Annotated in this window: 16 protein-coding genes and 1 pseudogene; 14 read left to right on the top strand and 3 right to left on the bottom strand. The window is 43.2% G+C overall.

Annotation, left to right across the window (positions count from 1 at the left end):
- The first annotated feature begins 449 nt into the window (after window positions 1-449).
- The 7 genes from cdhA (at window position 450) to KDK67_RS10040 (ending at window position 9392) form a co-directional block, all read left to right on the top strand.
- Window positions 450-2867, top strand: coding sequence for a CO dehydrogenase/acetyl-CoA synthase complex subunit alpha (cdhA, locus tag KDK67_RS10070; protein ID WP_250868656.1), 2418 nt, complete (start codon window positions 450-452; stop codon window positions 2865-2867).
- 3 nt (window positions 2868-2870) lie between these two features.
- On the top strand, window positions 2871-3386 hold the full coding sequence (gene cdhB, locus KDK67_RS10065) for a CO dehydrogenase/acetyl-CoA synthase complex subunit epsilon (protein WP_250868655.1): 516 nt from the start codon (window positions 2871-2873) through the stop codon (window positions 3384-3386).
- A gap of 59 nt (window positions 3387-3445) precedes the next feature.
- On the top strand, window positions 3446-4855 hold the full coding sequence (gene cdhC / locus KDK67_RS10060) for a CO dehydrogenase/CO-methylating acetyl-CoA synthase complex subunit beta (RefSeq protein WP_250868654.1): 1410 nt from the start codon (window positions 3446-3448) through the stop codon (window positions 4853-4855).
- A 12-nt stretch (window positions 4856-4867) separates the two neighbouring features.
- Window positions 4868-5620, top strand: coding sequence for an ATP-binding protein (locus tag KDK67_RS10055; protein WP_250868653.1), 753 nt, complete (start codon window positions 4868-4870; stop codon window positions 5618-5620).
- Window positions 5621-5660: 40 nt separating this feature from the next.
- Window positions 5661-6977, top strand: a complete 1317-nt coding sequence (gene cdhD / locus KDK67_RS10050) for a CO dehydrogenase/acetyl-CoA synthase subunit delta (RefSeq protein ID WP_250868652.1) — start codon at window positions 5661-5663, stop codon at window positions 6975-6977.
- A gap of 3 nt (window positions 6978-6980) precedes the next feature.
- Window positions 6981-8387 (top strand): acetyl-CoA decarbonylase/synthase complex subunit gamma, encoded by a 1407-nt coding sequence (gene acsC, locus KDK67_RS10045; protein WP_250868651.1) that lies wholly within the window; start codon window positions 6981-6983, stop codon window positions 8385-8387.
- Between the two features lie 72 nt (window positions 8388-8459).
- On the top strand, window positions 8460-9392 hold the full coding sequence (locus KDK67_RS10040; protein WP_250868650.1) for an alpha/beta hydrolase: 933 nt from the start codon (window positions 8460-8462) through the stop codon (window positions 9390-9392).
- 59 nt (window positions 9393-9451) lie between these two features.
- Here the strand turns inward: KDK67_RS10040 and cobN are convergent, their stop codons facing one another.
- A complete protein-coding gene (cobN, locus tag KDK67_RS10035) occupies window positions 9452-15631 on the bottom strand; it encodes a cobaltochelatase subunit CobN (RefSeq protein WP_250868649.1) in 6180 nt (2059 codons plus the stop codon).
- 840 nt (window positions 15632-16471) lie between these two features.
- On the opposite strand from cobN, the gene KDK67_RS10030 reads away from it, so the two are divergent.
- The 7 genes from KDK67_RS10030 to KDK67_RS10000 all read left to right on the top strand — a co-directional run bounded on the left by KDK67_RS10030 (window position 16472) and on the right by KDK67_RS10000 (window position 24057).
- Complete coding sequence (locus KDK67_RS10030) at window positions 16472-17698, top strand: NAD(P)/FAD-dependent oxidoreductase (protein WP_250868657.1); 1227 nt, start codon at window positions 16472-16474, stop codon at window positions 17696-17698.
- Between the two features lie 126 nt (window positions 17699-17824).
- The gene (locus tag KDK67_RS10025; RefSeq protein ID WP_250868648.1) at window positions 17825-18886 is read left to right on the top strand and encodes a 60S ribosomal export protein NMD3; all 1062 of its coding nucleotides are present in this window, start codon (window positions 17825-17827) and stop codon (window positions 18884-18886) included.
- A gap of 23 nt (window positions 18887-18909) precedes the next feature.
- Window positions 18910-20055, top strand: coding sequence for an ATP-grasp domain-containing protein (locus tag KDK67_RS10020; protein WP_250868647.1), 1146 nt, complete (start codon window positions 18910-18912; stop codon window positions 20053-20055).
- Between the two features lie 220 nt (window positions 20056-20275).
- Window positions 20276-20773 (top strand): transcription factor, encoded by a 498-nt coding sequence (locus tag KDK67_RS10015; RefSeq protein ID WP_250868646.1) that lies wholly within the window; start codon window positions 20276-20278, stop codon window positions 20771-20773.
- 2 nt (window positions 20774-20775) lie between these two features.
- Window positions 20776-21282, top strand: coding sequence for a TIGR00295 family protein (locus tag KDK67_RS10010; RefSeq protein WP_250868645.1), 507 nt, complete (start codon window positions 20776-20778; stop codon window positions 21280-21282).
- A 130-nt stretch (window positions 21283-21412) separates the two neighbouring features.
- Window positions 21413-22045, top strand: a complete 633-nt coding sequence (gene psmB / locus KDK67_RS10005; protein WP_250868644.1) for an archaeal proteasome endopeptidase complex subunit beta — start codon at window positions 21413-21415, stop codon at window positions 22043-22045.
- A gap of 101 nt (window positions 22046-22146) precedes the next feature.
- Window positions 22147-24057: a beta-CASP ribonuclease aCPSF1 gene (locus tag KDK67_RS10000; protein ID WP_250868643.1), complete on the top strand. Its 1911-nt coding sequence runs from the start codon at window positions 22147-22149 to the stop codon at window positions 24055-24057.
- Between the two features lie 16 nt (window positions 24058-24073).
- Here the strand turns inward: KDK67_RS10000 and KDK67_RS09995 are convergent, their stop codons facing one another.
- Both KDK67_RS09995 and KDK67_RS09990 read right to left on the bottom strand, forming a co-directional pair.
- Window positions 24074-24727 (bottom strand): HAD family hydrolase, encoded by a 654-nt coding sequence (locus tag KDK67_RS09995; RefSeq protein ID WP_250868642.1) that lies wholly within the window; start codon window positions 24725-24727, stop codon window positions 24074-24076.
- Between the two features lie 61 nt (window positions 24728-24788).
- Window positions 24789-24933: pseudogene (locus tag KDK67_RS09990) on the bottom strand (IS1 family transposase); the annotation flags it as partial.

Here is a 24933-nt window from a genome sequence, read left to right as displayed (position 1 = left end):
CACGATATATTGTTGTTGTTTTAGCCATGAAGACTGGATAAGTTCTAATAAGCTAATGATGGCTATTTGTTGCAGAAAAAGTAGTGGAGTTAATGAAAAATGGAATAGGTTTTTAAGTTAACTTTCTAATTTGAAATTCTCTACTTCTATAATACTACACTTTTACATTCCAATATGTCTATAATTTAGATCACCCTCATGCATTTATGGTCAACATGCAATGATTTGGTCATTCTATTTGTTTAACGGTGTAAACAAACCAAACAATTTGTCTGGTATAATCATGACAAATTAGCAAAATATTTATATATTGGATTTACCTATTACATCCAACAGTCCAAAGACTGTAAGCAAGTTATTACGTTTTATTCAATTCGTAACACTCTCGGAAAATAGTCTAATATATCAGTCTAACTATGAGAGTTTCAATCCAGGAGGAGAGAAAACAGATGAGTGAGCTAACTACAGGTAGTTTTTCTATCGGCGACCTTGAAAATGTTCAGATTACTATCAATAATATTGTAGGTGCTATTGAAAAACAGACCGATAAAAGCGATGAGGAGATGGGGCCTACACCTAAGCCCGGTGTATCTTCATTAAGAGATTGGGATCATACTATCTTTGAAAGATACGAACCGATCTATACACCAATGTGTGACCAGTGCTGTTATTGTACCTTCGGTCCATGTGACTTGAGTGGAAATAAAGAAGGTGCCTGTGGTATCAATCTTGAAGCCCACAATGCACGTGAGTTCATGCTTCGTGTCATGACAGGTGCAGCTGCACATGCCGGACACGGAAGACACCTTCTTCACCATATGATCGACCTGTACGGAAAAGATTATCCCCTGGATGTCGGACCTACTAATATTATAGCTCCGAACGTTCAGGCTGTTACAGGTCTCAAACCAGAAACACTTGGTGATCTTAATATTGTACTGAACTATGTGGAAGAACAGCTCACGCAATTGCTTGCAGCAGTTCACGCGGGTCAGGAAGGGGCAGCTATTGACTTTGAGTCAAAGGCAATGCACGGTGGTATGATCGACCATGTAGGTATGGAAGTTTCCGACATTATCCAGATCTCGTGTCTCGGTTTCCCTAAATCCGATGCAAACCCACCACTTGCAGACATAGGGATGGGTTGCATAGACCCATCCAAGCCAAATCTCATTGTTATCGGTCACAATGTAGCAGCTGTCACTGATATTATTGATTACATGGAAGACAACGATCTTACCGATAAGATCGAGCTTGGTGGTCTGTGCTGTACTGCACTTGACATGACCCGTTACAAGATGGACGGTTCAGCAGAGGATCAGGTTCCTAAGGCCAAGATCATAGGGTCCCTTGCAAAAGAGCTTAAGATGATCAGATCAGGTGCTCCTGATGTTATCGTTGTTGATGAGCAGTGCATCCGTGCAGATGTTCTTCCGGAAGCACAGAAGCTCATGATACCTGTGATCACTACCAATGACAAGGTCATGTACGGTCTGAAAGATCGTTCCAATGATGATGTCGAAGATATCCTTGCTGACCTTACAAGTGGAAAGGAACCAGGAGCATTGCTGCTCGACTTCGAGAAGGTCGGAGAGATCGCTCCAAGACTTGCAATGATGATGTCTGAGATCAGGAAGCAGAAAGGTATTAAGGCACTTCCTACGGAGGAAGAGCTAAAAGACCAGGTCGACAAATGTGTCCACTGTCTTGCCTGTGAAATAGCATGTCCTGACAACCTGCCAATAAGTGAAGCAATGAAACTCGGAAAGGAGGGTGACTTCACAAAGTTCGAGTGGATCCATGACAAGTGTATCGGATGTGGCAGATGTGAATTTGCCTGCCCAAAAGATATTGATATCGTTAACGTCATCGAGAAATCCTCTCAGAAACTGATCCGCAGCGAGATTGGAAAGGTACGTGCTGGTAGAGGACCTATCAGTGATCCTGAGATCAGGGAAGAGGGTGTTAATCTTGTCCTTGGTACAACACCGGGAATTGTTGCAATGGTTGGATGTTCCAACTACCCTGATGGTACGAAGGACCTTTTCGACATTGCAAAGGAGATGCTTCAGAGGAACTATATTGTTGTTGTTTCAGGATGTTCCGCAATGGACCTTGGAATGTACAAGGACGAGGATGGTCTGACACTTTATGAAAAGTATCCTGCAAAATTCAAGAGTGGTGGACTTATCAACGTAGGTTCCTGTGTATCCAACGGACATATAACTGCAGCTGTCATCAAGGTCGCAGCGATCTTTGCACAGAAACAGGTTTCAGGCAACTACGAAGAGCTTGCTGATTACTCACTCAACCGTGTCGGTGCTGTTGGTGTTGCATGGGGAGCATATTCCCAGAAAGCTGCATCCATAGGTACAGGTTGCACAAGGCTCGGTATCCCTGTCATTCTTGGACCTCATGGTTCAAAGTACCGCAGGGCACTGATTGCAAAACCCTATAAGGAAGATAAGTGGAATGTGTACGATGCAAGGGATGGCAGTGAGATGAAGATCCCGGCTGCCCCGGAGTTCCTGCTCACAACCTGTGAAACTATCGAGGAAATGATGCCTATGCTTGCAAAGAGCTGTATCCGCCCAAGTGACAACAACATGGGAAGGATGATCAAGCTGACGCATTATATCGAGCTTAGCCAGAAGTATCTTGGTGTCATGCCAGATGACTGGCAGAATTATGTGAGGATGGAAACAGATCTTCCGCTTGCAAAACGTCAAGAGCTGCTGAAGATACTGGAAGAAGAGCATGGTTGGGAGATCGACTGGAAGAGGAAGAAGATCCTTTCAGGACCAGTGATGAAATCAGATGTTTCAGCACAGCCGACCAACCTTAAGAGACTTTGCAAGGAGGCTTAAATCATGGTCGACGTTATTAAAAATACTCAGATGCACTGCACATATGGCTGTAAGACCTCAAAAGCGATTCAGCCAAATGTTGCCGGGAAAATGATATCGAAGGCAAAGCGGCCTCTGTTCGTTGTAGGGTCCCAGATCCTTAAAGATGAAGAGCTGTTGAAACGTACTATTGAGATCGCAAAGAAGGCAGATATACCGGTAGCTGCTACCGGTCATTCTATGAAGGGTTTTGTCGATGCCGACGTGGATGCTAAATACATTAACATCCACGCCCTTGCAACATATCTATGTGATCCAGACTGGACCGGCCTTGACGGGAAAGGACAGTATGATACAATTATCACGCTGGGACATTACAAGTACTATATCAATCAGGTATATTCAGGTTTGAAGAATTTTACGAACCTTAAGACCATATCTATCGACAAGTATTACCTCCAGAACGCTACCATGTCCTTTGGGAACATCACTCCTGAGGTACTCCTTGAAGCACTGGATGAATTGATAGAGAATCTCTAAGACCCGACAAATCATAAATCATATTTACAAATATTAAATGCAATTACGGAGGACAAAATATGGCAGACGAATACCCTTTTGAGATCTCACCGATGTTCGAAGGGGAGAGGATTAGGAAAGACGGCATGCATGTCGAACTCTCAGGACCGAAATCGAAAGGTTATGAGCTTGTAAGGGCTACTCCAATGGACGAGATCGAGGACGGTAAGTTCACACTTATCGGTCCCGATCTTTCTGAAATGGAGGAAGGATCAAGACATCCGTTCGCAATGATCTACAAGATCGCAGGAGAACTTGTGGAAGAAGACCTTGAGTCAATTGTAGAACGTAGGAACCACGATTTCCAGAACTACATTCAGGGTTTAATGCATTTGAACCAGAGATATGATGTATGGATTCGTGTCAGCAAGGATGCTGTGGCAAAAGGTCTTACTTCCTTTGAGCCTATCGCCCAAGCTGTTATGATGTTGTTCAAGAACGAGCTTCCATTCATTGAGAAGGTCGAAGCTGTCTATGTAACAGATCTCGCTGAGATCGAGAAAGAGATGGACAATGTAAAGGCCATCTACAAGTCAAGGGATGACAGAACACGTGACCTGCACGATGAGGATGTTGATACCTTCTATGGATGTACTCTCTGTCAGTCATTTGCACCTTCTAACGTTTGTGTAATAACACCAGACAGGATATCACTCTGTGGTGCTATCAACTGGTTCGATGGTCGTGCAGCTGCAAAGGTGGATCCTGAAGGTCCACAGTTCGCTATTCCTAAAGGCGATGTGATCGATGCAGAAGCTGGTGAGTATTCCGGTGTTAACGATCTTGCAAAATCACTTTCAAGCGGTGAATATGATCGTATCAATCTTCACTCGTTCTTTGATTACCCACACACATCATGTGGCTGTTTCGAGGTAGTAGGTTTCTACATACCAGAAGTTGATGGTATTGGTTGGGTCGACAGGGATTTCGCAGGCGTTGCACCGAACGGTCTTCCATTCTCTACAATGGCAGGTCAGACCGGTGGTGGAAAGCAAGTAGTTGGTTTCCTCGGTATTGGTATCAACTATTTCAGATCTCCAAAGTTCATCCAGTCCGATGGTGGCTGGGACCGTGTCGTATGGATGCCAAAGCATCTGAAAGACCGGGTATTGGCTGATATTCCAGCAGATATCGCAGAAAAGGTTGCAACCGAAGAAGATGCTGCAGACCTTGATTCTCTCAAGAACTTCCTGACAACAAAGGACCATCCTATCGTTCAGAGATGGGTAGAGGAAGTTGAGGAAGAGCCTGAGGCTGAGGAAGCTCAGGAGACAGCAACATTTGCGGCACCTCCAATGATGCAGAACGCAATGCCTATGCAGGGTATGCCAATGATGATGCCATCTTCCTCCGGTACCGGCGGTGTTAAGATCATTCTTAAGAATGCAAAGGTAAGCATTGAGAAAGTGATTATCCAGAAAAAGGAGTGAACGAGGTTTTCTGTGACAAAAGTTATCGCAATAACAGGTAAGGGTGGAACCGGGAAGACTGCTATGACCAGTCTTCTCATCCGCCATCTTACAAAAACTAACAAGGTTGTCCTTGCTATTGACGCAGACCCGGATACAAATCTGCCGGAGACGCTTGGATGCGAGGTAGTGAAGACTGTCGGTGACATGAAACAGTTCATGCAGGATGAGAGGGATAATCTTCCTCCTGATATCAACAAGGAATCCATTTTTGAATCCAAGCTCTATGAAGTTCTGGAGGAGATGCCAAAGTACGATCTTATTGTAATGGGTCGACCGGAAGGGTCCGGTTGCTACTGCTATGTGAACAATCTGCTTCGTGGGATCATGGATAGGCTCGTAAAGAATTACGATGTCGTTATCATTGACACCGAAGCCGGACTTGAGCATTTTAGTCGTAAAATGATCCGTGATGTAGATGATCTTATTGTCGTTACAGATGGTTCAAGACGCGGATTGCGTACAGCAGAACGCATAAGGGATCTTACTGAAGAACTCGATACCAATGTCAGGAACATAGTTGTTGTTGCGAACAAAGTTACAGATGCAAATCGGGCTGAGATCGAGAGAACAGCAGATGGACTGAACCTTGAACTGATAGGAACAGTTCCTGTTGACTGCGTTATTGCGGAAAGGGATCTTAAAGGGCTTCCCCTTTTCGATCTTCCTGATGATTCCATTGCTGTTCAGGAAGTTGATAAAATAGCAAAGAAACTCGGTCTGTAATTACTGTCATTATTTCACATAAGTAAAATGGTGAATTCATATGTCAAACAAGATGAAATTATCAGGTCTTACTGATCTCCTTAAAGACCTCGATGTCGAATCACTCGAAGGAGTGACTATCGAAGGTGACATCGAGCTCGATATTTCCGGAGGCGGCGGACTTAATCCCGCAATGGCCTATGCAATGGGGCACGAAGCTGCTCAAATATCATTGCATGTTGCCAATATTGCAAGAATGTTGGGATACCCTGTTGACCAGCTTTTCGCATCAGCAATGGGCGGACTTCCGCAGGCACCTGTTGCAGGTACGTCAAGGATACCAGAACTCCTTCCTGCAAAGCTCGATGTTTCAAAGATGAGCGAATGGGCAACACCTATCCAGGAAGTTACCCTCGGTGCAACATCAGCAGATGGTGGTTCCCGTAAGAGCACCGTCACTCTTGGTGGGGAAAATGCACTTCCTTATTACTTCGATGCGGAAATGCCACACCGCAATTATGTTACAATGGATGTCTTCGACATGCCAATCGGTATGGCAAAGTCTGTCAAAGATAACTATGGGGATGTTATCAACGATCCTGCCGAATGGGCAAAGAAGGTCGTACGTGATTTCAATGCAGATATGGTGACAATTCACCTTATCTCTACCGATCCTCTCATTAACGATACTCCTGCAAGGGAAGCTGCAAAGGTCGTAGAAGATGTTCTTCAGGCAGTTGATGTACCTATTGTTATAGGTGGTTCAGGTAATCCAAAGAAGGACCCTGAGGTTCTTGAAAAGGCAGCAGAGGCTGCAGAAGGCGAGCGTGTTCTCCTTGCATCCGCAAGTCTTAATCTCGATTATGAGAGGGTTGCAAAAGCTGCTACTGACCACGGTCATGCAGTACTCTCATGGACACAGCTTGAGATAAATGCGCAGAAGGAACTTAACAGAAAGCTCATGAAACAGTGTAATGTCCCAAGGGACAGCATTGTCATGGATCCAACTACTGCAGCGCTTGGTTATGGTCTTGACTATGCATACACAAACATGGAACGTATTCGACTTGCAGGCCTCATGGGTGATGAAGAACTTACATTCCCAATGTCCTCCGGTACAACCAATGCATGGGGTGCCCGAGAGTCATGGATGAAGGAATCTCCACTCAAACAGGATTCCGATTGGGGTCCACGTGAGTACAGAGGTCCTATCTGGGAGATAGTCACAGGTCTGACCCTCTCACTTGCAGGCAACGATATGTTCATGATGATGCACCCGACATCAGTTCAGGTGCTCAAGGAAATAACACAAACACTCTACGGCTCAATTGAGGCTGATGAGATCGATATCACTAAGTGGATCGGAGCGGAGGTGTGATAAATGAAAATAAACAGCCCCCTCGAAGCATACAAGTTCCTTCCAGGAACGAACTGTGGTCAGTGTGGTGAAACGTCATGTATGGCATTTGCTTCCCATCTTATCGACAGGTCACTGCAGGCAACCGATTGTACTCCTCTTATTGAGGAAAAAAAATACAAGAAGAAATATGATGAACTTGTAACTCTCCTTGCTCCTGAGATAAGGGAAGTTGTCATCGGTGTAGGAGATAACGCTATCAGTATCGGTGGAGACGATGTATTGCACCGTCATAAGCTTACTTTCTTCAACAAGACAGCTCTTGCTTATGATGTATGGGATACCATGGAAGAGAATGACCTTGTCGAAAGAGTGAACAAGATACAGGATTTCAAGAAATTCTATGTCGGTGATTACCTCACCCTTGACATGATCGCTGTTCGCAGTGTATCAAATGACCCTAAAAAGTTCGCAACGACTGTAAAGAAGGTAATGGAGACCACTGAGTTCCCAATGGTCCTCTGCTCGTTCGAACCTGCTGTCCTAAGGGCAGGCCTTGAGGTCGCAGCTGAAAAGAGGCCGCTTCTTTATGCAGCGAACAAGGATAACTGGCAGGAAGTCGCAGCTCTGGCACAGGAGTTCAATGTCCCTGTAACTGTCTTTGCACCAAACGACCTTGATCTTCTAAAGTCAATGGCAAAGACCTTCGCAGACAACGGCATCGAAGATGTTGTACTCGATCCGGGAACATTCCCAACAGGAAAAGGTCTTAAGACGACCCTCAACAATTTCCTGAAGATCAGAAGAGCAGGCATCAATGGTGACCGTGATATCGCATTCCCGATCATGGCAGTTCCATTCACAGCGTGGATGGCACACGATGACGAGATAAGCGCATCATACTGGGAAACCGTTGTAGCTTCCATATTCACTATCAAGTATGGCGACATCATGATAATGCACAGCATCGAGCCATACGCACTGATGCCACAGTTGCATATACGTGACACTATGTACACTGACCCAAGGAAGCCTGTTACGGTCGATCCTGCAGTCTATGAGATAGGTTCACCAACAGCAGATTCACCACTGCTTGTCACAGCCAACTTCGCCCTGACATACTACACAGTTGAGAGTGACCTTTCATCCAATGGTGTAGACTGTTACCTCACAGCTATCGACACTGATGGTATCGGTGTAGAGGCTGCTGTGGCAGGAGGACAGCTTACAGCCGCAAAGATAAAGAAAGGACTTGATGATGCAGGCTTTGACATGGGTAAACTTACTCACAAGGTCATCGTTCTTCCAGGACTTGCAGCACGTCTTCAGGGTGATGTGGAAGACGAGCTCGGTGCAGCAGTAATGATCGGTCCGACTGACTCAGGCAGGCTTCCTGGCTGGATGGAACAGAACTGGCCACCAAAGAAATAAATCAATTGATCCTATCCGTGTCACCTCTGGCACGGAAAACCTTTTTTTTATTGTGCTACCATTTGTTTAGCTATGGCTAAGATCAAACCAAAGCAACCTTTCCTGAAACGTCACAACAATATTGTGCTTTTAATCGGCCTGTTACTATTGCTCGCAGGTTTTTACGGCATTATGTACAACCAGGACGATGAATGGGTAATGACAGAAGACGGCTTGCTATCATATCCTGAACTTGAAGAAATCGAGTATTCTGTTATGGATACTGATAACTCTAACTCCAATTATACTATAAAGGCCATCTCTTACAAAAGCAGGGATACACAGGTGAATTCCCTTTTGACAATTCCCGGGATAACTAACAATAGCACCAGTGAAGTTCCTGCTGTGGTCATATTACCAGGTGCTGGTGTCACAAAAGAGAACGAACATGGTCTTTCTGTGCTTCTGGCTGATATGGGTTATGCATCCATCGTCATCGACCAGCGAAATCTTGGTGCAGTGGATGTAGAAAAGGATGTAATGCTCTTCAGGAACGGTGCTGAGCCTGTGGAATTCTTGATGGTCTATGATGCATTGATAGCATCAGATGTGCTACGTGACCAGCCTGAAATAGATGGCTCGAAGATAGCAATGCTGGGTTCGAGCAACGGTGGCAGATTCGCTATTATTGCAACATCCATCGATGATTCGATCTCCGGTGTTATCGTCATAAGCACAAGTGGATATGGTTCTGATTCTATCGATAGGGAAGATGTAATTGACCGGGCAGCCTATGATCTTTACTTATCTATTGACCCTGACAACTATGTTGGCACGATATCACCACGTCCAGTTGTAATGATACACTCCCTCAATGACACGATCATTCCTTATGATGCCGCCATGAGAACATTCGAGAAGGCAGAAGGACCTAAGTCATTCGGAACTGTTGATGGCATGGCACATGGTTATACTGCTGCAATGTATCCATATCTGGAAAGCGGATTGGAAGAGATATTTGCTTAATTGGTTATTAATTAAGCAATAAAAAAAGAAACAGGCATCCATTTGGATGCCACTTATTTTTACAACTTTTGCCTGCGGAATCCATATACCATGGTTCCCACTGCAAGGAAGACGACGACAGTAGCCAGAATATCTGATCCTGAGAACCCACTTGAAGATGCCTCCTCTTCAGAGTTCGTTTCCTTTGTCATCTCATACCCTTCCACATAATTGTCATCCACCGCAGATGTCTGTTCTGTAGTAGTTCCGTAGCCTTCTGCATCATTGCTTGTGCTTGTGCTATTGACGATGCTTGCAGAAGGTGTGTTCGAACTGCTTTTGTGGGAACTGCTTTTGTGGGAACTCGTTTCAGGATATCGATGTGTTGCGTCCTGCATCAGTTTGTTGTACGCATCAAGGGTATCCTGGTCAACCTCGACTCCCAAAAGAGATATCTGTCCGGAAATAAACTGATCGAGTGAAGGGTTTCCACAGGTATGGTGACAACAGGTAACATCGTTCTCGACTACAGATTTGACATAATCTTCTATTAGAGTCTTTAGTACCTCATCAGATACATCCCAGTTACCTTTTCTTGCAGTCTCGATCATCCTTGCGTTCATGGACTGGTAGGCATACGGGTTATTCTCTTTGATCCAATCCGCATTATCACCGGTCATGTATGTGTCATACACACTGTCCCATACATGATCATCTATCAGGTCAGGACATACGGCTTCCCATCCCCAGAGATTTTCGATGAAGTTACCCATCGCACCTGCACCTTCAAAACCATGCTGCTGCATACCTTCGATCCAGGATGGGTTGAGATACCTTGTAACGATCTCCCTTGAGAGATATGTTTTCAGTGTTTCTATGGTTTCAGCATCCGGGTTCTGGAGGTTCATTATGTAGGTATCCGGAGTTGTACCGGAAGCTTCTCCTACAACCAGCATCAATCCACCCATGTACTGGAAGAAGTCATCTGTGTCAAGGGCACCATAGGTATTCGAACTGCGGCTGTGCAGAATAGCTTCAACATCTTGAAGGTTGTCACCAAAGATTTCCTCATTATCTATGGAGCTATCCGCTACATCCCACTGGCTGACGATGTCTTCCATGCTTTCTCCCCAGACATATTCGCCATAGGCATTGCTCATCCTTTCCATGTACAGGTCAGCAAGAACAGTGTTATTGTCCCAGGTATCACTTGCAGAGATCGCATTGGCCATACCTGTTCCATAGGCACCGTCTTCCGGACCGAATATCCTGAGCAGGGATATGGTCATTGATGCAGTTTCATTCTGCAATGTACCATTCAGTCCTGCATAGATATTATTGGTGTTCTCCCTTACATAGTTCGTATTTGCAGGATCGTATGGGATATATTCAGGTATTGGACGTTCTTCTTTTTTAGTATATCCATTATCCGGTGCATTGTATGCGAGATAGACTGCCTTGTCGATCAATTCCACTTTATGCGGGAAGGTATCTCTGTAAAGACCTGAGATCTGCACAAGAACATCTATGCGTGGGCGATTGAGTTCGGAAGAATCGATCAGCTCTACATCTACAACTTTTATCCCATTTTCATCCCAAACAGGCCTGACACCAAGGAGGTACAGGATCTCTGCTTCCATTACACCTTCGTGACGTGTGGACTCTCCTGCCCAGAGAATAAATGCGACCTTCTGTGGACGTTCGTTATTTTCAGCCATGTACGTCTCAATGGTCTTATTAGCAAGATCCATTCCAAGTTCCCATGCATGTTCTGTAGGGATGTGCTGTTCATCGAAAGCATAGAAATTCCTGCCTGATGGAAGTGCATCCGGACGAAGAATCGGATCTCCACCAAGGTTGGATTCCACATATTTACCATCCATGGCCTTGAGAACCTGCTGTATCTCATCCTCACTCTGGCCAAGTTTGTTGGCATATTCAGTTGCTGTTGACAGGTAATCATCCATTGCAACTGAACTGTTACCAATACCAAGAACCTGTTCCTGAGCAAACGTGGAATTGAATCCCTGATTCAGGACAAAGTCGAGAAGCAACACTGGCGCAGTCTCGGATGTATTATACAGTGCAACTTCCTCCTTGAAATTATTTCCAAGCATGGAGCAAACCATCTCACTTAGCTGCTCATTCTGAGGGGAAGTACCCAGAATGTGTAAACCATATGGCATAGATGTGGTCCTGAGTTCCCTGAGGACATCATCAAGTTCATCCAGGAATTCTTCTCTCGTCGACTCTTCCTCTGAAAGGCTCATGTTTACCCTTTCGTCAAGGTGCAATTCAAGTGTCAGGTTAACTATTTCGTTATAACGTGCTTCCTGATTATCCGGGTCACTGGAAAGAGTATTGTACTGAGTAATCTTGTCGTTCAATTTGGTATAATTTCCATAACTTCCGGACATTACCACAGGTGGTATGAGGTGATCGATTATGATCGCATTGCCTCTGCGTTTTGCCTGCATACCTTCGCCCATACCATCCATTACGTATGGGTAAACTACAGGTATGTCAGCGGCCATGAGGGCAGGCCACTCGTCCCTGAACAGACCGAATTCTTTTCCAGGCAACCATTCGACAGTACCATGTCTACCCATGTTAACCATCACATCGGCATCAAATTCGTTCTGCAACCAGAGGTAGAATGCGATGTACTGGTGGTGAGGTGGCAGGTCCCCGGAGTGGTAGAGTGCATCATTGTCCTGCAACCAGCCTCTTGTAGGTTGCGGGGCAAGGATCACGTTGTCACTAATTTCTATTTTAGGTATGACGACGAAACTGTTACCAGAACGATCTTCGTATACCATGACCTCTCCAGGAGCTTCACCCCACATTTCAACTACTTCCTGCTTTCTTTCTTCAGGAAGCTCATCGAACCAACCATTATATATTTCTTCAGGGATCAATGTCACTTTGCCTGTCTCGACAAGGTCTTCCAGTTCCCCAGGTGCCCAGGTTCCGATATTTGTACCCTGCTTCACAAAGAGATCTACAAGTTCTGTTTCGTTAGGAATGCTTGAACTTTCGACATCATAGCCTGAGTCGGCCATTCCTTTCAGAAGATTGTTGATACTTGGGACGACTTCAAGGTATGAAGCACCGATGTTGTCTTTTCCTGCTCCATGGTTATAGTACAGGATAACTACTTTCTTGTCAGATTCGTTCTTTGAAGACAGGTTTGTCTGTGCTTCAGCTCTCTCGACAAGCCAGTCCACCTGATCATTAACAGGGACATATATATCATTACCCTGGGAATCGACTTCTTCTGATGCGATCATGATCGGATCGATCCAGCCCCATGTCTCAGGTCTGTACATCCTTAGCATATATGTGTTAGGCAGCGGGTTATTTGTAGCCTCCCACTCCTCCAGGTTCATGTAACCGTTGAGTACGGTGTTCATCACTGGTACACCCAAATCTTCTTTGTCGAAAGGTTGACTGCGATAAGTGCTTGAAAGTATCAGGTCGACTTTAGTTTCAGGAGTATGGTTGAAGAACGGGTCTACATAATTACTTCTTGAACCATAGCATGGAATTACATTTATGCCTCTGGATTCGAAGTTTCTTATGAGCTCATCGAAGGGCATCAGGTCGTCTGGGTAGTATGAACTGTAGAACAGTATACCTACAGTTGGTGCATTTTCATCAAAGGAATGATTGGTGCCACTCCTGTTGCTATACCAGTCGAAATATTCTGTGGCACTGGATGTGAAATGGGACAATTCTGTCATGTCCGGATGATAAATGGCTTTTTCCAGACCTTCTGGACCTTTCACCTCAAGATCATCCCTGTCTCCATATTCCTTTGAAAGGAAGAAGATCATGTTATCAAAGTTTGAGGTATCCATAGCACCATATATCCAGTAATCCTGGAGGTAATCCCGCAGATCATCCTCGTCGGAAAAGACGGATGGTATGTATGGGATATTCTGGTTCAGGTGAGTATTATATCCTATTACTACCGTACCATTTGCTATTGCAGCATTAACCTCATCTTCGATCATAGATGCACTATCCGTGAACATGTTCACATATATGATGTCAGTATCACTGAGGTCTACGTCTTCTGTAAGTGTGGAAGGTAGATAATAGGATACAGTAATGTTGTAAGTCGAATTTTCATTAATCCTGCTTACAAGTCCATCGAACTGTTGTTTATAGCTTTCATAACCAGTTATCAATGCAATATTGATGTGAGGACCATTTGCTGCAGCTCCTGACTCAGCATATATCTTTTTAAGCAGAACAAGATCTGTACCAACTTTTGGAGAACCCGTTTTACTGAGTGTAAACCCTGAAACTGTTGTTCTATCAAGGTATGAAAGTATTGCCTCGTGGTCATTGCTCTCATTCTTGCGCATTGCAAACGTAATGTTCATAGCAGTGCCGTTTTCTACAGTGAAATCACTAGCGTTCGTTAACCACATGCCACCCATTGCAGTGCTGTATATAACACCCGATAAGCTGTAATCCCCGTTTGGTACGGCAGCGAAAAGGTAGTATCCGGTATCATTACTGGTTGTATTGGCAACGAGCTCACCGTATTGATCAGTTAATATGAGATTTGAACCAACTTTTGCAGAACCCGTTTTACTGAGTGTAAACCCTGAAACTGTTGTTCTATCAAGGTATGAAAGTATTGCCTCGTGATCATTACTCTCATTCTTGCGCATTGCAAACGTAATGTTCATAGCAGTGCCGTTTTCTACAGTAAAATCACTAACATTAGTTAACCACATGCCACCCATTGCAGTGCTGTATATAACACCCGATAAGCTGTAATCCCCGTTTGGTACGGCATCGAAAAGGTAGTATCCGGTATCATTACTGGTTGTATTGGCAACGAGCTCACCGTATTGATCAGTTAATATGAGATTTGAACCAACTTTTGCAGAACCCGTTTTACTGAGTGTAAACCCTGAAACTGTTGTTCTATCAAGGTATGAAAGTATGGCATCGTGATCATTGCTCTCATTCTTGCGCATTGCAAACGTAATGTTCATAGCAGTGCCGTTTTCTACAGTAAAATCACTAACATTAGTTAACCACATGCCACCCATTGCAGTGCTGTATATGACCCCTGATAACCTGTAGTCCCCGTTTGGTACGTCATCGAATAGGTAGTAACCGGTTCCATTACTGGTTGCATTTCCAAATAACTTGTAACTTGTAGTAAAAGTTGGAGTTTCTTCTGGTTGTTCTGGCTCTGCATCTTCATCCATTATAATATTTTTAAGCAGAACAAGATCTGTACCAACTTTTGGAGAGCCAGTCTTGCTTATAGTCCTACCTGAAACTGTTGTTCTATCAAGGTATGAAAGTATGGCATCATGATCATTGCTCTCATTACTTCGCATTGCAAACGTAATGTCCACAGGAGTGCCGCTTTCGACAGAAAACTCACTGACATTAGTTAACCACATGCCACCCATTGCAGTGCTGTATATAACACCTGATAACCTATAATCCCCGTTTGGAACATCATCGAAAAGGTAGTAACCGGTTTCATTACTGGTTGTATTGGCAACAAATTCATCATTTTGGTTAGTTAATACGAGATCTGTACCAACTTTTGCAGAACCAGTTTTACTTAGTGTCATACCTGAAACTGTCGTTCTATCAAGGTGTGAAAGTATGGCATCGTGATCATTGCTAGCATTACTTCGCATTGCAAATGTAATGTTCACAGGAGTGCCGTTATTGACAGTAACATCACTTACATTGGTTAACCACATACCACCCATTGCAGTGCTATATATAACACCAGATAATCTATAATCCCCATTTGGAACATTATCGAAAAGGTAGTAACCGGTTTCATTACTGGTTGTATTGGCAACAAATTCATCATTTTGGTTAGTTAATACGAGATCTGTACCAACTTTTGCGGAACCAGTTTTACTTAGTGTCATACCTGAAACTGTCGTTCTATCAAGGTATGAAAGTATGGCATCGTGATCATTGCTAGCATTACTTCGCATTGCAAATGTAATGTTCACAGGAGTGCCGTTATTGACAGTAACATCACTTACATTGGTTAACCACATACCACCCATTGCAGTACTATATATTACTGAAGCCAGTTGGTAATTTCCATTGGCAACATCACTAAAACTGAAATTCCCATTCTCATCACTCGTCGTATTCGCAACAAGTTCCATGTTATCATAATTTTCCGCCGATACCACTGGCATTGCAATTGCCAGCAACAAAAGTATGCTTAAAGCTAATATGCCGCATTTTTTCATATATCTACCACCGATAGCATGCAACGCATTCTGTCAATCAATACAGTTGACCGAATGGCAGTGCATCAATTTTTATAATATTTCCATCAAATTGCTTCAATTTCACTTTAGATAATGTAAGTAAACTTGCCTCGCACTTCGAAAAAAAATCAACTCCTCGTTTATTTCCTGAGTTTTTCTTAGTGTGGCAGATATCAAAATCTAATATTCAAGGTTAGAGATTTAGATTCTATCCAGATAGCAGGAAATTTGATTCGTTCAATTCTTTTATCCGTACTCATGACTTAGTTTTCCAAAAATGAATTGCATTATGTATGTAATTATAATATTGAATGAAACAACAAATACTGTTATTTTATCTTTTTACAATTACAATTGAATTTTTAAGACATATTTATGTCTTGTATATCCACATCAGTAGAATAATTTATATTATATAAATATGTCGAATGTGTAATATCGATTAGCCATTCGGGTTACATTCGAATAACTAAAATATCGATTGATAGCTTTTTTAAAAATTGTGTGCGTTTTAGATAGATATTTTTGACTATCATTTTAATATAATAATATTATGTTTTAAATAGATGTTTTTGTTTTGTATATCCAAATATCTCAGAAATAATATACAACATAACTATTTTGTACCTGTAGATTGACTATTTTACAACGAAACTTCTAAGTCAAAAAGCAGTACCTCTACAAGCATTGTACTACAATATTCTTAAATAAAATAACCCGTTTGTAATCACCGCTTGAGCTTTATTCGGTTTGAATATAGGAACAGGACTTATCTTATCGAAGCTTGAATGCAATTAATTGACCTTTTTAGGGTGAATGATGAAAGACCAATATGATCTAATAGTTGTAGGTGCCGGCCCCGCAGGTTCGATCGCAGCGACGACCGCTGCTAAAAAAGGACTCTCTGTCCTTATGCTCGAGAAACGGCAGGAGATAGGGGAACCTGTAAGATGTGCTGAAGGTGTTGGTAAAAAAAGGTTGAGACAGCACATTGAACCGGATGAGAAGTGGCTGTGTGGTGAGGTTAGTAGTGCCAAGATAATTTCACCCAACGGTACAACCCTAACAATGGCTGAGGAGGATGCTGGATCTGAGGTTGGTTATGTCCTGGACCGGAAGATATTTGACCGTACTCTTGTGGAACTGAGTGGTGAATCAGGTGTGGATATCATGGTAAAGGCAAGGGTTACCGGTCTTATCATCGAGGGCGAAACTGTTTGTGGTGTTGAGATGATGCATCTTGGCAAGACCTATTCAATTCGTTCTAAGCTTGTCATTGGTGCCGATGGTGTGGAATCCAAGGTTGGTAGATGGGCAGGTATTGACACATCATTAAAACCATCTCATATTGAAACATGTGCTCAGTTCCTTGTTAGTGGAATTGATATTGACCAAAGTTCCTGTTATTTTTACATGGGCAACAAAGTGGCACCTGGTGGATATGTCTGGCTGTTCCCGAAAGGAAATAACATGGCAAATGTGGGTATTGGTATTCTTGGCAGTCGTTCCGGAAAGAAGAAACCCATTGAATACCTGACCGAGTTCGTTGAGACAAACTATCCGAACGGTTCTATTATTGAGCACGTAGCAGGTGCAGTTCCTGCAAGTGGTCCCATCGAAAAGACCATCGCCAGCGGTCTGATGCTTGTCGGGGATGCTGCAAGGCAATCTGATCCTTTCACTGGTGGTGGCATTAGCAATGCAATGGATGCGGGGATGTATGCCGGTGAGGTTGCAGCTGAGGCTATTGCTCAGAACGATGTGTCTGAAACGATGCTTCAGGAATACGAGAGACGCTGGCGTGGTTCGTTCGGTAATGAAATTGCCAATAATCTTATCGTTAAGGAGACTTTTTTCAGTCTGTCGGATGAAGACCTTGATTCACTTGCAGGGTCTATAAAGGACGTCGATTTCAAGGAAATGGACCTGATAGATTTCATAGCAGCACTTTTCAAGGCGAACAAGAAGCTTCTCTGGAACTTGCGACCATTGTTCACACAGAAGTTAAAGCAGAAGTTCTCTGGATTAACAAAATTCAAAAGGTAAGTGTGGATGTTATATTTAATATCCAAATTCTTTTTTTAGAGTAATTATCTCAAGTTAATGTACCCGACCTGCAATCACTTAGTGTACAAAAGACTAATATCCAACTACTGACCATTCAGACCTTTGATGAGTCAGATCTTATGCCCAAAATGTGGGGCGAAAACGGAAAAACTCTACAAGAACACTTGTAGGGAATGCTTTTTAAAAACATTTACTTTAGCTGAGCTTCCACTTGTTCTTCATGCAAATACCTGTGCCAAATGTGGGGCACGATTCGACAGGAACAAATGGAGGGATGTGGGTGACCTGGATGAGATAGTCATCAGGACTGTGGAAGATGCACTTTTGATACACAACGAAGCTGATGATGTCGAGATATGTGTCAACCCCCACCAGATGACCCCTCATTTTTACAAGGTGAGGGTAGAGGTCGATGCCATGGTGGAAGGTGAATCACTCCATCAGGACCTTAGGGCCGAAGTGCGTGTGATACGTGGAGCATGTGACCGATGTAGTCGCATGGCAGGCGGTTATTTTGAAGGTATTTTACAGATCAGGGCGACCAACAGACTCCCAACCGCAGAAGAGATCGATTCCTGCAAGATAATCTGTGCAGATATGGTGGACAGGTTATGGAAGAAGGGGGATAGACTTGCTTTTATAACCAATAGTAGCGATTCAAAGGATGGTGCTGATCTTTATCTTGGTTCTTGTAACGCATGCCGGCATATATGCAAGGCCATCTCCAATGAACTTGGTGGCAGTTTTACAGAGTCAGCTACTCTGCATAGTCACAAGGAAGGGAAGGACATATACAGAATGACCTATTCGATGAGGCTGCCGGAATTCATGTCTGGTGATATCATCCTCTTTAAGGGCGATGTTATAGAGATCAAGAACTCTGGTAAGAATACAAAAGGTATTTATCTGTCAACAGGTTCACGATTCCTGATAGAAACGAGTGGTCTGAAAGGGGCTAAACTTATCGCTAACCGTAAAGCTGCGGTGGCTGCGGTCCTTGTAGCTGTGGAGGGTGATGATATTATGGTACTTGACCCAACTACATATCTTACGGTCACATTGAAAAAACCAATGTTCTTTTCATCTTCCGCAGGCAGTGAGATTCCTGTAATAAGCACTGAGCAAGGGCTTTTCGCATTGCCTGAGGATAGCGAACATAAACTCTAAGGTGGTGTCCGTTTCTGGAGAATGTGCTTATTATCGGATATAGCAGCCGAAATATTGCTTGTTCAGCATCCAAGGCAGGTTATAATGTCTATGCCATCGATGCATTCTGTGATAAGGACCTTCAGGAGAATACAGTCGATTCCAGAGCACTTCTAACATGTGAGGGTATCGACATAAAAAATATCGATAGGAAGGTCATTATCGAACTTATCGATAGTTTCGATGCCTTTCCTGATACTATTGTTCTGGGGTCAGGTTTTGAAGAACTTGACCTTTCCGGTCTTTCCTGCAGGATATTGAACAATGCTCCTGCTGTTATGAAACAGGTATCTGACAAATCTTCCTTTGCAAAAGAGATGGAGTCTATGGGGATACCGCATCCGGTCTCCGGTATTGTCGATGAAGCGGAAGATATTGGATATCCTTTAATGGTCAAGCCAAAATGTGCAGGTGGAGGAAGGTTGAATAGGGTAGTTCAGAACGAATCGGAATTGAACACAGCTCTTGAAGAATTACCTCTTATGGATCCTACATTAGAACTTGCTGATATTATGGTACAGGAATTCCTTTCTGGATTTCCTGCAAGTGTTTCGCTTATTGCCAATGGGACGAACTCAGTTCCTCTCGCAGCCAATGAGCAGCTCATAGGCGTACCCTGGCTTTCCAGTCTGCCGTTCTCATATTGCGGGAATATCACACCTTACAGGACACCTTATACCGGTCAGATGTATGAGATCTCGGAAAAGCTTGCAGAGAACTTTGGACTTGTTGGGTCGAACGGGGTAGATTTTTTGCTGACGGATAAAGGTCCGTTCGTGATAGAGCTGAATGCAAGGTTCCAGGGAAGTCTTGATTCTGTGGAAATGGCGACCGGTATTAATCTTTTTGATATGCATGTCAAGTCCTTCGATGGCATCCTTCCCACAGGTACGCCTGATATTCTAAAATATGCAATAAGGGCGGTCATGTATGCTGATCGCGCAGTTAGCATCAATGAGCCAATATGTGAAAAGATAAAGGACATGTCTATTGCTGATATTCCCACTACGGGGTATGATGCCCTCCCTGATGATCCTCTGACCTCTATTCTTTGCAGTGGTGGTACGCGTGAAGATGTCATGGGAAAGACACTCGAAATGCGTAGTATTTTAAAGGATATATTTAAGTGAACTGCTTATGCTATCAAGCTTTAATGGCAAATAATCAGACTATAAATTAAATAAAGTTGGATTCTGTTACGAAGCTGCCAGATAATATTAAAATACGAAAATAGGCTAAAAAAACACTTATCTGTGTTTTCGTGGATTAGCTATAAATAACAAAATACCTAAGAAACCTAATCTTAACATATTTATCTATTCATGCTATCTTATTTACAAGGTGATATTAGTGACAGATTCAAATGATCCAGTCGTCCGGGGCTATCTAATGCAATTGATAGGTGAAGAGGGGATAGAGATGATAGAGAATATGCCGGAAGGTGAGGTCACCGATGAACAGATCGCTGAAGCCTCTGGTGTAATGCTCAATATCGTCAGAAGGACCCTTTTCATTATGAACGAGAACAACCTTGCCGTTTGCAGGAGGGAAAGGGATTCCAGCAGTGGGTGGCTTACTTACCTCTGGCAGTTGGATCTTAGTGATATTGAATCACATCTGGCGAAGGAAAAGAAAAGGATTACCAAGAACCTTGAAATGAGATATAATTTTGAGGTCGATAGTGTATTCTACACCTGTCCGGAAGGTTGTGTAAGGTTCGAGTTCAAAGAAGCCAGCAAGTGTGAGTTCATGTGTCCGGTTTGCGGTGAGGACATGATGTTCGAAGATAATTCGGACACGGTTAAAAAGCTGCGTGATAGGCTCGATGCGCTTGAAGCGAGCAGCTAAAGATGCTATCAGCTTCTGATGCACTGAAACTGCTTAAAGATGAAGGTTGTGCTGACAACGTCATTCGGCACTGTCAGGTCGTATCAGAAACTGCTGTAAACATTGCACGCGATTTTCAGAAAAAAGGGAATCATGTCGATGTCCAGCTTATTGAAGTGGGTGCTCTACTGCATGATATCGGAAGGTCACGCACACATGACATAAGACATGCTATTGAAGGTGCTTCAATTGGGGAAGGGCTTGGTCTTGATCCGCGTATAATCCATATCATAAGAAATCATATTGGTGCAGGCATAACTTCTGAGGAAGCAAAAGCCATGGGCCTTCCGGAAGTCGATCATCTTCCAATAAGCACCGAAGAAAAGATCGTAGCCCATGCTGATAATCTTGTAATGGGCGATGAGCGTGTTCCGCTTGAAAGATCAATTCAGCGAATGCGTGACAGGGGTATGAGTGAGGAAGCTATCCAAAGGGTGCAGGGTCTTGCTGATGAGCTTGGTTCTTATTGATCTTATGTAGTACTGTGTATATGGATGGAAACAGTTATATAATAAAAAACCTAAAGAGGGTTTGTATTGCGGGAAGCAAAACACATTTTTACCTATTGATTTTCTCGTTTTTTGCTATGAGGTATAATTAATGGATAATGATAAGCATTTAAAAGGTACAACTACTGTAGGTATAGTCTGCACTGATGGTGTAGTTCTTGCTACTGAACAGAGGGCAACCATGGGTCACTTTATTGCAAGTAAGACCGCAAAGAAGATCTATCAAATAGATGATCTGGTTGGAATGACAACTGCGGGTTCTGTAGGTGATGCTCAGCAGATTGTACGTATTATAAGTGTGGAATCCAAGCTTTTTAAGATGCGCAGGCAGGAATCAGTAACTATCAAAGGCATTACAACCCTTCTTTCGAATATGCTTAGCGGTCAGAGATATTATCCACTTATGGTCCAGTTGCTTATTGGCGGCGTTGATAAGAACGGTCCTGCTATCTATTCTCTCGATGCTCTCGGAGGCAATATCGAGGAGACAAGGGCAGTTTCAACAGGTTCCGGTTCTCCGATGGCTTACGGTGTTCTTGAAGACCGTTACACTGAGGATATGACCGTAGTGGAAGGTGTTGATCTTGCTATCCGTGCTCTTCACAATGCTATGAAGAGAGATTCAGCATCAGGCGAAAACATTGATGTTGTTGTGATCACAAAGGACAAGTATGAAAGACTGGACCCTGAAGAGGTTATGAAAAAGCGTGAACTATTGAACTGATTTTAAAAGGACCATTCTCTTTCGGATTATGGTCCAATTCACACACTTTTTTAATATACTATAATATTTTTTTAACTTTTTTGAAATAGGAAGGCTGTTTAATGGCAATAGAAGACGTATTAGCGGATCTGAAAAAGAAAATTGAAGAAAAGGTCCCGGACAACACAACTATAACCAGTGTTGAATTTGAAGGACCGCAACTCGTTGTTTATACTGAGGATCCAAAGAACTTTGCAGACAATGGCCAGATCGTAAGGACTCTCGCGAAAACCCTCCGTACAAGGATCGTTGTTCGTCCGGATCCTAAAGTATTGGTATCTCCCGAAGAAGCTATTGGGAAGATAAAGGATACCGTTCCGAAGGATGCTGTTCTATCTAATTTTCATTTTGACCCTGATGTGGGAGAAGTTGTTATCGAAGCGGAAAAACCGGGTTTGGTAATAGGTAAGCACGGTGAGACCCTTCGTGAGATCACGAAAAAGATCGGTTGGACTCCTAAAGTGGTTCGTACACCTCCAATCAAATCAAGGACCGTGAAGAACATCAGAGAGTTCATGCGTACCAATCATAAGGATAGGAAGGAAATACTCAAGGCTGTAGGCCGTAACATTCACAGGGAATGTACTTCCAAGGACCACTGGGTCAGGGTGACCTCTCTTGGCGGATGTAAAGAGGTTGGTAGAAGTTGTTTCCTATTATCAACACCTGAATCCAAGATAATGATCGATTGTGGTGTGAACGTCGGTTCTGATGATAATATGACACCATACCTCTATCTGCCGGAAGTTCAGCCACTTAACCAGATAGATGCTGTTGTGATTACACATGCACACCTTGACCATCAGGGACTTGTTCCGCTGCTTTACAAATACGGATACGAAGGTCCTATCTATTGTACATCCCCTACAAGGGATATAACGACACTTTTGCAGCTTGATTTCATCGATGTTGCTGCAAAGGAGGGCAAGAAGCCTCCGTACGAATCCACAAATGTGCGTGATGCACTCAAACATACTATTGCACTTGATTTTGAAGAAGTTACAGACATTGCTCCTGATGTCAAGCTGACATTCCATAATGCAGGACACATTATCGGTTCCGCAATATCACATTTCCATATCGGTGACGGATTACATAACGTAGTTGTCACTGGTGATTACAAATATGGCCCTACCAGGCTTTTCGATCCTGCCGTGAACAAGTTCCCGCGTGTCGAGACCGTAATAACTGAATCTACATACGGTGCTTCCTCGGCAGTACAGCCATCACTAAAAGAAGCCGAGAAGAACCTTCAGCAGATCATAAAGAGTACCCTAGATAACAAAGGTATCGTGCTGATCCCTGCCTTTGCTGTGGGAAGAAGCCAAGAAGTTATGATAGTTCTTGAAGATGCTATCAGGAGAGGGATCATCGATGATGTTCCTGTATATCTCGATGGTATGATCTGGGAAGCAACAGCCATCCATGCGACATATCCGGAATATTTGAACAATAACCTCAGGAAGCTCATATTCCAGAAAGGCCAGAACCCGTTCCTTGCAGAATGCTTTAAACCGGTAGATTCGAACGAGCTTAGAAAGAAGATCATAGAAGACCCGCATCCATGCGTTATCCTCTCTACCTCCGGTATGATGAACGCAGGACCTGTTATGGAGTATTTCAAGGCCTTTGCACCTGACCCTAACAACACGCTTGTTTTTGTCGGTTATCAGGCAGATGGTACCCTTGGAAGACGTATCCAGAAAGGCTGGAAAGAGATCCCTGTTTCATCCAAGAACGGAACTGAGGTTGTAAAGATGAATATGGGCGTTGAGGTAGTTGATGGTTTCTCCGGTCACTCTGATCGAAAACAGTTAATGGAATACTTCAAGAAGATGAAACCACAACCAGAACGTGTTTTCACTGAGCATGGTGATGAACGCTCATGCATCGATCTTGCAAGTTCATTGCATAAAAAATATCGTCTGGAGACCCGGGCACTTACAAACCTTGAAACTATAAGGCTGGTGTGATATCCACACCACCTTTTCATTCTTTTTTGAGATCCAATTCTCTTAGGAATTCCAGAAGTTCGCTGTGATCATTAAATACCTTATCTGCCTTTTCAAGTTTTTTCGGGTCAACGTGGGTTGATACAGCAACGCAATAAAGGCCTGCGTTCTTTGCGGATTCTACTCCCAGTGGCGCATTCTCGATAACAATACATTTCTCTTTCTCTACACCAAAATTTTCCACAGCCTTAAGATAAGGTTCAGGGTGAGGCTTTCCATGGGTGACGTCAGCGCCTGTGATAAGCAGGTCGAATATGTCAGGATAGAGCTTATTGAACATTTTATCGATTATAGGTCGGTCTGAACCTGAAACAACAGCCAAATTGTACTTGTCCTTTTTTTCTTTTAGGAAATCATACATGCCCTCGAAAGCAGTTACTTTTTCATATAGGAAGAAAAGTTCACGCTTTCTCATACGTAATTTTTCTATCAGTTCAGTAGTTGTTTCTCTTCCTGCCTTTTTAAAAATAAGCTTGATAACTCCTACGAAGTTTGAACCTTCAATATCATAGATCTCTTGCCTGACCACATCGATGCCAACTTCAGAGAAGGTCTGTATCCATGCATCAGCATGAAATGGCATAGAGTTCACAAGGACGCCATCTGCATCGAAGATCAATGTGTTGAACATAGTTGTCAGTTCGGGTCTAATATAACTTAAAGATTACTTGCAAGTACCTCATTTGGCATTGTTAACTAAACATAGCTAACTCTTTATTTCTGTACTTCATCAAAAGAAGAACAGAGTACTTCAGCATTTCAAGACTCTTAGTATAACACTTTGACTTTCTTCTCAATCTTGCCAGAAAGTGCCTAATTATGCTGTTATATCCTTCA

Source organism: Methanococcoides seepicolus (assembly GCF_023684405.1).
Lineage (GTDB): Archaea > Halobacteriota > Methanosarcinia > Methanosarcinales > Methanosarcinaceae > Methanococcoides > Methanococcoides seepicolus.
This window is presented reverse-complemented; position numbering and strand designations above follow the sequence as displayed.